Genomic DNA, 10833 nt, shown 5'->3' on the forward strand with positions numbered 1-10833 from the left:
GGTAAGGCACCGGTTTTTGGTACCGGCATTCGCAGGTTCGAATCCTGCCGCCCCAGCCAACCGAATCTTTAAGGATTCGGCCCAGCATGTTTCGACCTTCAGAGTCGAAGTTTGGGGCACCCTCGCGGGTATATCCCATTACAATTTATGACTGGACCTCCTGCGGGCCTTCTGATCGAAACGCGATACAGATGGAGCTGTGGAGTCAGCATTTGAGCACTGTCGAACCATCTCCTTCAGCAAAGCGCTCCGGTTGGAGATGGATCGTAGCGATCGTAATCGCGTTGGCTCTTGTTGCATTGTTGGCCCGGATCCTCGCTGGAATGTCAGGAAACGGGGATCGAGGCGGGCGCCCTCCCGCACCGGTGGCAGTAGCAAAAGTTGGACGCGCCGATGTGCCCGTCACGCTTTCGGCGCTCGGCACAGTGACGCCGCTGGTCTCGGCCGTAGTGCGTTCCCAGCAGTCAGGGCGGCTGATGGAAGTCAATTTCAAGGAAGGCCAAGTGGTCAGCAAAGGCCAGCGCCTTGCGCTGATCGATCCGCGACCTTTCGCGCTCGCCGGCGCTCAGGCCCAGGCCAATCTCGCAAGGGACGCCGCCCAATTGGCCGCCGCCAGAGTGGACCTTGCTCGATATCAGACCCTCCTGTCTCAGGATTCCATCGCGCGTCAGCAGGTCGACACTCAAGCCGCGCTCGTCAAACAGCTTGCAGGCACTGTCGCGGCTGATCGAGCAGCGTTGAACACGGCGAAATTGAACCTTGCCTATGCTTCTGTGATTAGTCCCGTGACGGGCAGGATCGGCCTGCGCCAGACGGACATTGGAAATTATGTCACGCCGTCTGATGCGAACGGGATCGCCACCGTCACTCAGCTCGATCCGATCGATGTAGAATTCGCCATTCCACAGACGCAACTTTCCGCCGTGCAAGCGAAGATCGGGCCGACTGGAGGCGGACTTGCCGTGACGGCAACCGATCAAAACGGCGGCCAGGCCCTTGCGCAAGGCACGCTGCTTACCTTCGATAACGCCATCGACACGGCAACCGGCACCATCAAAGCGAAGGCGCGCTTCGCTAATGGGTCGTACCGGCTGATCCCGAACGAATTTGTCAACATTACAATGCTGGTCGATACGCTGCGCCATGCGCTGGTCGTTCCGGTAAGCGCCGTGCGTCACGGCGCACCGGGTGATTTTGTCTTTGCGCTTCAGCCCGATCAGACGGTGAAGCTGAAAGTAGTCAGGACCGGGCCGATGACGGGGCAGAGCATCGCCATCCTCTCCGGTCTTGCGGGCAGCGAGACCGTTGTGACGGCCGGCGCGGATGGACTGGAGGATGGATCGAGGGTTCGCCTGCCGGGCAAGGGAGGAACATCCGGAAGTACGGGCGGCGGACGCCATCACCGGCACAAGGGCTAGACTGTGAGCGCTTCCGATCCGGTCGCTGCCGCCGCCGCCGTTCCCGGCGGTGGCCCGTCCCGCCCTTTCATCTTGCGACCCGTCGCGACCACGCTGGTCATGCTGGCCTTGGTGCTGGCGGGCTTCGTCGCTTATCGCAGCCTCCCCCTTTCGGCGCTGCCGGAGGTGGACTATCCCACCATTCAGGTGCGCACGCTCTATCCCGGAGCAAGCCCGGACGTGATGGCGCTTACCGTCACGGCGCCGCTCGAACGGCAGTTCGGCCAGATGCCAGGGCTGACGCGAATGACATCGCAAAGTTCCGCGGGCGCTTCCGTCATCACCCTGCAGTTCGGCCTCGACCTCTCCCTCGACGTGGCGGAGCAGGAAGTGCAGGCGGCGATCAACGCGGCGGGAACGCTGCTGCCGTCAGATCTTCCAGCGCCCCCTATCTATGCCAAGGTCAATCCGGCGGACGCGCCGGTCCTGTCCCTGGGCGTAACTTCGAAGACGCGCCCGCTTGGCGAGGTTGAAGCGATCGTGGAACGCCAGTTCGCCAATCGGATCGGGCAGGTCTCCGGCGTCGGGCTGGTCTCAATCTCGGGCGGGCAGCGTCCGGCCGTGCGCATCCAGGCCAATGTGCCTGCCCTTGCCGCGCACGGGCTCTCGCTCGAAACCATCCGCACCGCCATCACCAGTGCCAACGCCAATGCGGCCAAGGGCAGTTTCGACGGGCCGACCAAGAGCTGGACCATTGATGCGAACGATCAGCTCGCGGGTGCGTCCGATTACAAGTCGCTGATCCTCGTGTACCAGAACGGCGCGCCCGTGCGCCTGTCCGATGTCGCCGATGTGGTCGATTCGACGGAGAATACGCGATTGGCTTCGTGGATGAACCGAACACCCGCGGTCATTATCGATGTTCAGCGACAGCCCGGCGCGAATGTCATCGCAACGGTCGACTCGATCAAAGCGGCGCTGCCTGATCTCGAAGCGCAACTTCCCGCCGATGTCCATGTCACCCTGCTGACCGACCGCACGGCGGGCATTCGCGCCTCGGTTGCCGATGTCCAGTTCGAATTGTTGGTGGCGGTGGCGCTGGTAACGGCGGTGATTTTCCTGTTCCTGGGCTCGGTGCGGGCAACGGCGATCGCCTCCATCACGGTGCCCCTGTCGCTGATCGGCGCTTTCGCCGCGATGTGGGCGATGGGCTTTTCGGTCAACAACCTCAGCCTGATGGCCCTGACCATCGCTTCGGGCTTCGTGGTAGACGATGCCATTGTCGTGCTGGAAAACATCTCGCGCCACGTCGAAGAGGGCATGGCGCCGTTCGCGGCGGCGCTCGCGGGTGCAAGCGAGATCGGCTTCACCATTGTGAGCCTGACCGTCAGCCTTATCGCAGTGCTGATCCCCCTGCTCTTCATGGGCGACGTTGTGGGGCGGTTGTTTCGGGAATTTGCGGTGACTCTGGCCGCAACCATCGCCTTGTCCGCCGTGGTCGCGCTCACGCTCGTGCCGATGCTGGCCGCACGCTGGTTGCGCCCGCATAGTGAGGACAAGCCTTCGCCTCTGGCGACGCGCAGTATGGCCGGCTTTGCGAAACTGGCCGCGCATTATGAACGATGGCTCGATTGGGTGCTGGCGCGCCAGCGGCTGGTGCTCACCGTGTTCGCCGGGACGCTGCTGCTTACCGGGCTGCTGACGCTCATCGTCGCCAAGAACCTGTTTCCGGAAGAGGACACCGGGCAGATCGCGGTGGCGACGATCGCCGCGCAGCAGACCGGCTTTGCAGCGATGGCCGCAAAGCAGGAGGAAGTTGCCGATGCGATTCTGAACGACCCGGCGGTGGCGGACGTATCATCAAGCGTCGGTGTCGACGGCCAGAACCCAACGTTGAATCAGGGCCGCCTTACCGTGAATCTGAAGCCGATCGGCGATCGCGACCGCCTTTCAACCGTCCTGTCGCGGCTGCGGCAAAGCACGAGTGCCATTCCTGGCGTCAAACTCTATTTTCAGCCCGTTCAGGACCTCACTATCGATACCGAAGCTGGTGTCACCAGCTATCGCTTTAGCCTGAAAGGCGCCGATCAAGGACTGGTCGATCAGTGGGGGCAGAAACTGGCGGCGGCGCTGTCGCGGGAAAAGACGCTTAATGACGTCACGGCCAATGTGCTGGGACAGGGAGCAGCCGTGGTAGTGGATATCGATCGCGACGCGGCCTCGCGGCTGGGGCTTTCGACATTGGCCATCGATAACGCGCTATACGATGCTTTCGGCCAGCGCATCGTTTCGACCATCTATACCCAGTCCAGCCAGAACCGCGTCATTCTGGAAGCAATGCCGGGAATGCTCGCCGGTCCGCAGGGGCTGGGCAACCTCTACATCCCCGTGGCCGGTGGAAAGGCCGTGGCATTGTCCGCCGTCGCGACGATCAGGCAGTCGACCGCCCCTCTGGTCGTCGCCCGCGAAGGCCAATTTCCCGCAGCGACCATCGGCTTCAACCTCGCACCGGGGACCTCGCTGGGCCATGCCGTGCGCGTTATTGAGCAAACCGAGAGCGAAATCGGTGTGCCGGATGCTATCACCACGGACTTTTCAGGATCCGCAGGCGCCTTCCAAGCGTCGCTTGGCAACGAGTTCTGGCTGGTCCTGGCCGCCATCGTGGTCGTGTATATCGTGCTGGGCGTTCTGTATGAAAGCTTCATTCACCCCCTCACCATTCTTTCCACGCTGCCTTCGGCGGGCCTCGGCGCGCTGCTCGCGCTGGCGCTCACCAACTATGGACTGGGGGTCATCGGCATCATCGGCATCGTCCTGCTCATCGGGATCGTGAAGAAGAATGCGATCATGATGATCGACTTCGCGCTGCAAGCCATGCGCGACGAGGGCGAGAGCCCTGCCGCAGCCATTCGCCGGGCCGCATTGCTCCGCTTTCGGCCGATCATGATGACTACATTCGCGGCGCTGCTGGCCGCGGTGCCGCTGATTCTTGGCTCAGGCATGGGTCACGAGCTGCGCCAGCCCCTTGGCATCGCGATAGCCGGCGGTCTGGTGCTGAGCCAGGCCCTGACATTGTTCACCACTCCCGTCATCTTCCTGAGTTTCGAAGCGATCAAGGCTCGTCGAGCTGGAATTGCCGAGCCCCAAGGACAGCCGACGTGAATCTGTCTGCACCTTTCGTTGCTCGGCCCGTAGGCACGATCTTGCTAACCATTGGGCTCATGCTGGCCGGCGTCGCTGCATTCATCTCGCTGCCCGTCGCGCCGTTGCCGCAAGTCGATTTCCCGACGATCGTGGTGCAGGCAAATCTGGCGGGGGCAAGCCCTCAGACCATGGCCGCAACGGTGGCCGCTCCGCTCGAACACCGGCTGGGGACAATCGCCGGAGTCAACGAAATGACATCGCGCTCGGGGGTCGGCTCGGCGCAGATCACCCTGCAATTTGACTTGTCACGGAACATCGACGGCGCTGCTCGCGATGTGCAGGCCGCCATCAACGCCTCCCGCGCAGATTTGCCGGCAACGTTGAAGACCAATCCCAGCTATCGCAAGATGAATCCGGCCGATGCGCCGATCATGATCCTGGTGCTGACCTCGCCCACTCACACGCCTTCTGAAGTCTATGACGAGGTTTCAAACATCGTGCAGCAACGGCTGCTGCAAGTGCAAGGGGTGGGCAATGTCGAATTGGGAGGGGCGGCCCTGCCTTCGGTGCGGATCGAACTCAATCCGCTCGCCCTTTCGCAATATGGTATTGCATTGGAAGACGTCCGCACGGCTCTGCAATCCGAAAGCGCCAATCGCCCGCGCGGCGTCGTGGATGCGGCGGGCAACGCGTTTCAGATCTATTCCAACCAGCCCGGCCTTCATGCCGCAGATTATCGCGGCACGATCATCGCCTGGCGCCATGGGGCCGCCGTGCGCCTGTCGGATATCGCCGATGTTGTTGACGGACCGGAAGACGTGCGCACGCTGGGGCTGTTCAATGGGCAAAGAGCGGTGCCCATCATCATCAGCCGCCAGCCCGGCGCCAACATCGTCGCCACGGTCGATGCGATCAAAGCGCAACTGCCCGGCCTAAGGCGCGCGCTTCCGAACGACATCAAGCTGTCAGTCGCCAGCGATCGCACCACCACGATCCGCGCCTCCTTGCGCGAGGTGGAGATCACCCTTTTGATCGCGACGCTGCTGGTCGTGCTGGTGGTCAGTCTGTTCCTGCGATCGTGGCGCGCGACGCTGATTCCAGCGGCTGCCGTGATTGCCTCATTGCTCGGCACGCTCGGCGTGATGTACCTGGCAGGCTTCAGCCTCGACAACCTAAGTCTGATGGCATTGACCGTGGCGACAGGCTTTGTGGTCGACGATGCGATCGTGGTGGTCGAGAACATCAGCCGGCATCTGGAAGAAGGTCTTCCCCCTCTGGAAGCCGCGTTGCGCGGCGCTCGGGAGGTGGGTTTCACCGTGCTTTCGATTTCGTTGAGCCTGATCGCGGTGTTCATCCCATTGATCTTCATGAGCGGGCTTGTCGGGCGACTGTTTCGCGAATTTGCCCTCACCATGTCTGCAGCAGTTGCGATCAGCCTGCTGGTGTCATTGACCACCACGCCGATGCTGGCCGCGCAAGTCTTGCGCAGCGACCAGCGCGAAGGCCGGCTTATGGCGCATGCCAGACGCGCTTTTGACTGGGCGCAGGCGCGCTACGCGGTGAGCCTGGACTGGGCGCTGGTCAATCGCGGCGCGGTGCTGCTCCTACTCGCGGGGACGGTGGCGCTCAACGTCTACCTGATAGCCATTGCGCCCAAGGGTTTTTTTCCCAGTCAGGATACCGGAGCCATGATGGGCGGTATCCGCGCTGACCAGAGCATCTCCTTCACGGACATGCAGACAAAGCTCAAGCGCATCGTGCGCGTCATCAAGTCGGACCCGGCGGTGGCAACCGTCGTCGCGTTCTCCGGCGGGAGTCGCGCTGGGGGAGGCTTCCTGTTCGCAACGCTCAAGCCTCGGCATCAACGCGTGCAGATAGACGAGGTGATCGCTCGCCTGCGACCCAAGCTGGGACGGATCAGCGGGGTTACGGCCTTTCTCAATCCGATGCAGGACCTGCAGGTCGGCGGTCGACAAACCAACTCAACTTACCAATACGTCCTCAAGGCAGACAGCTCCGCTGTACTTAAGGACGCTGCGACGCGGCTCACCAATGCGCTGAAACGACAAAGCGATGTCCTTACCGACGTCGACGTCGACCGGCAGGATGCGGGTGCGGACGCCTTCGTCAGCGTGAACCGGGATATAGCGGCGCGGCTCGGCATAAATATGACCGCAGTCGACAACGCACTTTACGATGCCTTCGGACAGCGCCAGGTCGCCAACATCTATTCGGGGCTCAACCAGTACCACGTGGTGATGGAGGCCGCGCCGCAGTTCAATGGTTCGCCGCAAGCGCTATCCAACATCTATGTGCCGATGTTGGCCGTGCCTCAGGCTCCCAATCTCCTGGCGACCGCCAACCCCTCCATCGCCAATGCGGCGACCGGCTCTGCAGTGAGTACGGCCGCGTCGACGATGGTTCCGCTATCCGCCTTTTCCACCTGGTCGACCGGTTCGACCAATGCCAGCGTCAATCATACCGATGCGGAGCCTTCCGCGACGATCTCATTCAACCTGCCACCTCATGTCTCGCTGGGCCAAGCGGACCAGCGGATTGCAGAGGTGGGAGCCAGCCTGCACTTGCCGGCATCGGTCCATGGTACATTCGGCGGCACAGCCAAGGTTTTCCAGCAATCGACCAGCAGCATGCCGCTGCTGATCCTCGCCGCGCTGCTCACCATCTACATTGTGCTGGGCATACTGTACGAAAGCGCGATCCATCCCCTCACCGTGCTCTCGACGCTGCCCTCAGCGGGGGTGGGAGCCATGCTGGCGCTAGTGGTCACGGGCGGACAGTTCGACCTAATCGCTCTAATCGGCATCATTCTGCTCATCGGCCTCGTCAAGAAGAACGCGATCATGATTATCGACTTCGCGCTCGATGCGGAGCGTTCGCACGGGATTTCACCAGTTGCGGCGATCCGTGAGGCATCCCTCCTGCGCTTCCGGCCGATCCTGATGACCACCATGGCCGCCGCCCTGGGCGCCTTGCCGCTGGCAATCGGGTTTGGTGATGGGGCCGAACTTCGTCGCCCGCTGGGCGTGGCCATCATCGGCGGGTTGATCGCCAGCCAGTTTCTTACGCTGCTGACGACCCCAGTTGTTTATCTGGCGCTTGACCGCTTCCGTCGCCGCACGGGTCACGAACACCTTTTTGCGCGCCACGGTCAGCCATTGCCCCTGGGAGGTTCGGCATGATGTCATCCCGTCTGCGCCTGCTGAGCGCGGTGCTCGCCAGCAGCGCGCTCGCCGCTTGCAACCTTGCCCCCGCCTATCGCCCGCCGGCCATGGCCACGTTTCCCGCCGGCTTCAAGGAAGCCCCCGGTTGGAACCTTGCCGCACCATCAGACGCAGTGGCCAGAGGCGATTGGTGGACACTTTTCGGCGATCCTGAGCTTGATGCGCTTACCGTGAAAGTGGAGGTCGCCAACCAAACCGTCGCGCAATATCGCGCTGCCTGGATGGCCGCGCGCGCCGCCACTCAAGGCGCTCGTGCCGCACTGTTCCCCACTGTGACAGCGAATGCCGATGTCACACGAACCGGCGGCAACAGCGCGCGAACGCCAGCGGCAGCCGGATCGCAACACAGCAGCGCCTCCGCTGGACTTACCGCAAGTTGGGAGCCCGATCTGTGGGACAAGCTGGGAAACGGCGTGAACCAAGCACGCGCGAGCGAACAGGCAAGCGCGGGCGATCTTGCCAACGCAACTCTCTCGGCCCGCGCCGCGCTCGTAAGCGATTACCTCCAACTACGGGGCATCGATGCGCAGCGCGACCTGCTCGACGCCACCGTCATCGCTTACCAGAAAGCACTCGACATCACTCGGAACAAGTACAAGGCCGGCACGGTCGGCCGGTCGGACGTGGATTCGGCGCAGGCGTCGCTTTCCAATGCTGAAGCCGATCGCCGCGACCTCGATCGGCAACGCGCATCGCTCGAACATGCTATAGGCGTGCTGGCGGGGGAAAATCCTTCCACCTTCTCCATAGCGCGCGCCATGTGGCATCCAACCGTACCGCAAGTGCCTTCCGCTCTGCCTTCACAGTTACTTGAACGCAGACCGGATGTGGCAGGGGCGGAACGACGGGTCGCCGCCGCCAACGCCAGCATCGGCATTCAACGCACCGCCGCCTTTCCGCAGCTCTCGCTTAATGCCAACGGCAGTCTCAATGCGACCAATGTTGGCGATCTTGTATCCGCCCCTCTTAGCTTGTGGTCGTTAGGGTTGTCAGCGCTGGGCACTCTCCTCGATTTCGGCGCCAACAGGGCGAAAGTGGCGCAGGCGAGAGCACAGTTCGATCAAGCGGCTGCGCTTTATCGGCAAACGGTGCTGACCGCTTTCCAGCAAGTCGAGGATGAGCTCGCCGCCGCCGCCGCTTATGCCGACGAGGCACGCATGCGCGACGCCGCCGCCACATCCGCGGACCGCGCAGAGGCCATTGCACGGAACCAGTATCTTGCCGGCACCATCGATTACACGCAGGTCGTCGTCGCTCAAACAACCGCCTATTCAGCCAACCAGGCGCGTATCGAGGCGATCGTGGATCGACAGACGACAGCGGTCGCGCTGATCCAGGCGATCGGCGGGCAGTGGGTTTCGAGTGCCAAATGATCGCGGCGAGATATTATCCGGGGACCAGGCGAGCTAGCGTCGCGCGCCTCAGGACGCGATCTTCAAGAGAGTAATAGAGATGGATGGCGTCGTGGAGATCAAGGCACGAAGCGGCAAAGGCGATGTCAGTGCCGGAACGCAACTGCGGCGGGGGCGGGACGACCAGCGGCTCAATGCAGCGATCGACCACGCTCTCGAAATTCTCGTCGAACGCGATCCAACCGATCCTCCAGCGCGCGTCCAGGGTTGCGCCGTTGTAGAACATGACATGGGGCTCCCCAGGCCGGGATAATATCGGGCCGGTAGACAAGTGCCAGTTATCCCAAGCATCTTCACGCACGGTGAAAGGATCATCGCCCGCTGTCCACGGTCCTTCCATCGTCTCAGCGAGCGCCATGCCGATCCGCGACGCGCTGACGCCCGGCCGGATCTCACGCGCATATTCATAGAACAGGCGGTAACGTCCATCGGCCCCTTTGGCGACGCTGGCCTCCTTGATGTTGCCTTCCCCCTCCGGCGCCTTCAGCAGGACCTGTTGTTTGGTGAGGCCGGTTATGTTCCGCCCTTGCGCAACCAACAGCGATCCCTGCGCCCGACCTCGCTCTACTCCGGTGTAGAACACCAAGACCTTGTCTCCGGAAAAGACCACCGTTGGGTCTTCCACGCCGCCCGCGTCGTTATCCTCCGGCCCCGGAGCAATAGCCGGCTCCGCCTGCATGGTGAAGGTCAGGCCATCGGTGGATGTCCCGGCATAGATCACGCCGGTCGGCTGATCCGGACCGAGCGGATTAGGCAGAACCCGTACAAGGAGATTGAGACGGCCATCCCGTTGCCACACATAGGGACTCATGAGATCGTATCCGGCCAGCAGACCATCGCTGCGGGCAGTATCAAGAGCAACCACATCGAGCGCCTCGACAGCGAAATCAAGGCGCACGCGCTGCGTCCCGTCGGGTCGCGGCCCTCTCATGCCCCGAGCGCCACGGTAAGCGACAAAGCGCCATCGATGGTAACCGTTGCGCCGGTTATGTATTCGGCTTCAGGTGACAGCAGGAAGAGGATCAGGGCCGCCACTTCCTCTGCGCGGCCCGCGCGGCCCCAGGGAATGGCCACCTCCTTCGCCGCGAGTTCGTTTGGATTGTCGATCGCGGATTGATTCATTGCGGTCAGGATCATGCCTGGTGCCACTGCATTCACGGCTATCCGGCGCGGCGCAAGCTCAAGCGCGAGGGTTGCGGTCAATTGCGCGAGGCCGCCTTTGGCCGCGTCGTAATCCAGGCCGCCGGGCCGAGGCGCACGTTCGTGAATGGAAGAGACATTGACGATCCGCGCCGAGCTTCTCCCGGCCGAAACCGACTCCAGGCTTTCCCGGCGCATGTCCAGTCCGCGTACCAGTCGGCGGCAGGTAAGGAACGGACCATAGAGATCGGTGCGCAACACCCGATCAAACTGGTCCAGCGACATCGCCTCGATAGGAATGCCGCTCATGTTGAGGCCCGCGGAATTGACTAAATAGCGTACAGTGCCGAACGTCGCCTCCGCCGCCACAAACAGGTCCTCGATTGCGCCTTCATCAGCCACGTTGCACCTCAAGGCCAGAGCGCGACCGCCCGCCCCCTCGATTTGCGAGACCACAAGGGCAGCCGCAGCCTCGTCCGCCAAATAAGTCAACGCGAC

Annotated in this window: 6 protein-coding genes; 4 read left to right on the forward strand and 2 right to left on the reverse strand. The window is 62.5% G+C overall.

The features are described from left to right. The first annotated feature begins 365 nt into the window (after nt 1–365). The 4 genes from V7D69_RS14080 to V7D69_RS14095 are packed head-to-tail and all read left to right on the forward strand — an operon-like array spanning nt 366 to nt 9156. Nucleotides 366–1418, forward strand: a complete 1053-nt coding sequence (locus tag V7D69_RS14080) for an efflux RND transporter periplasmic adaptor subunit (RefSeq protein WP_333606113.1) — start codon at nt 366–368, stop codon at nt 1416–1418. A gap of 3 nt (nt 1419–1421) precedes the next feature. Continuing rightward, complete coding sequence (locus V7D69_RS14085) at nt 1422–4559, forward strand: efflux RND transporter permease subunit (protein ID WP_324062957.1); 3138 nt, start codon at nt 1422–1424, stop codon at nt 4557–4559. Then, nucleotides 4556–7741, forward strand: a complete 3186-nt coding sequence (locus V7D69_RS14090) for an efflux RND transporter permease subunit (protein WP_333606114.1) — start codon at nt 4556–4558, stop codon at nt 7739–7741. Before V7D69_RS14085 ends, V7D69_RS14090 begins: the two co-directional genes overlap by 4 nt. After that, nucleotides 7738–9156, forward strand: a complete 1419-nt coding sequence (locus V7D69_RS14095; protein WP_324062953.1) for an efflux transporter outer membrane subunit — start codon at nt 7738–7740, stop codon at nt 9154–9156. Before V7D69_RS14090 ends, V7D69_RS14095 begins: the two co-directional genes overlap by 4 nt. Before the next feature lie 13 nt (nt 9157–9169). Here V7D69_RS14095 and V7D69_RS14100 read toward each other — a convergent pair whose 3' ends face one another. Both V7D69_RS14100 and V7D69_RS14105 read right to left on the reverse strand, forming a co-directional pair. After that, nucleotides 9170–10093 (reverse strand): glycosidase, encoded by a 924-nt coding sequence (locus V7D69_RS14100; protein ID WP_333606115.1) that lies wholly within the window; start codon nt 10091–10093, stop codon nt 9170–9172. 29 nt (nt 10094–10122) lie between these two features. Beyond that, the coding region (locus V7D69_RS14105) for an SDR family NAD(P)-dependent oxidoreductase (protein WP_333606116.1) at nt 10123–10833 on the reverse strand (711 nt) is incomplete at its 5' end.

Origin of the sequence: Novosphingobium sp., assembly GCF_036733805.1 — a bacterium.
In the GTDB taxonomy this organism is placed as follows: Bacteria; Pseudomonadota; Alphaproteobacteria; order Sphingomonadales; family Sphingomonadaceae; genus Novosphingobium.